Raw genomic sequence first — 274 nt, forward strand, 5'->3', positions numbered from 1 at the left:
AATACAGAGGGTGCGAGCGTTGTCCGGAATCACTGGGCGTAAAGGGCGCGTAGGCGGCCTGGTAAGTCGGGGGTGAAACGCTGAGGCTCAACCTCAGCACTGCCTTCGAGACTGTCAGGCTTGAGCACGGTAGAGGCTGGTGGAATTCCCGGTGTAGCGGTGGAATGCGTAGAGATCGGGAAGAACATCGGTGGCGAAGGCGGCCAGCTGGGCCGTTGCTGACGCTGAGGCGCGACAGCGTGGGGAGCAAACAGGATTAGATACCCTAGTAGTC

At 60.2% G+C, this 274-nt stretch carries 1 rRNA gene; it reads left to right on the top strand.

What is annotated here, in order from left to right:
* A 16S ribosomal RNA gene (locus ACTHSL_RS13615) occupies positions 1–274 on the top strand; the annotation flags it as partial.

It is taken from the genome of Neisseria sp. P0008.S010 (assembly GCF_051962715.1).
In the GTDB taxonomy this organism is placed as follows: Bacteria; Pseudomonadota; Gammaproteobacteria; order Burkholderiales; family Neisseriaceae; genus Neisseria; species Neisseria elongata.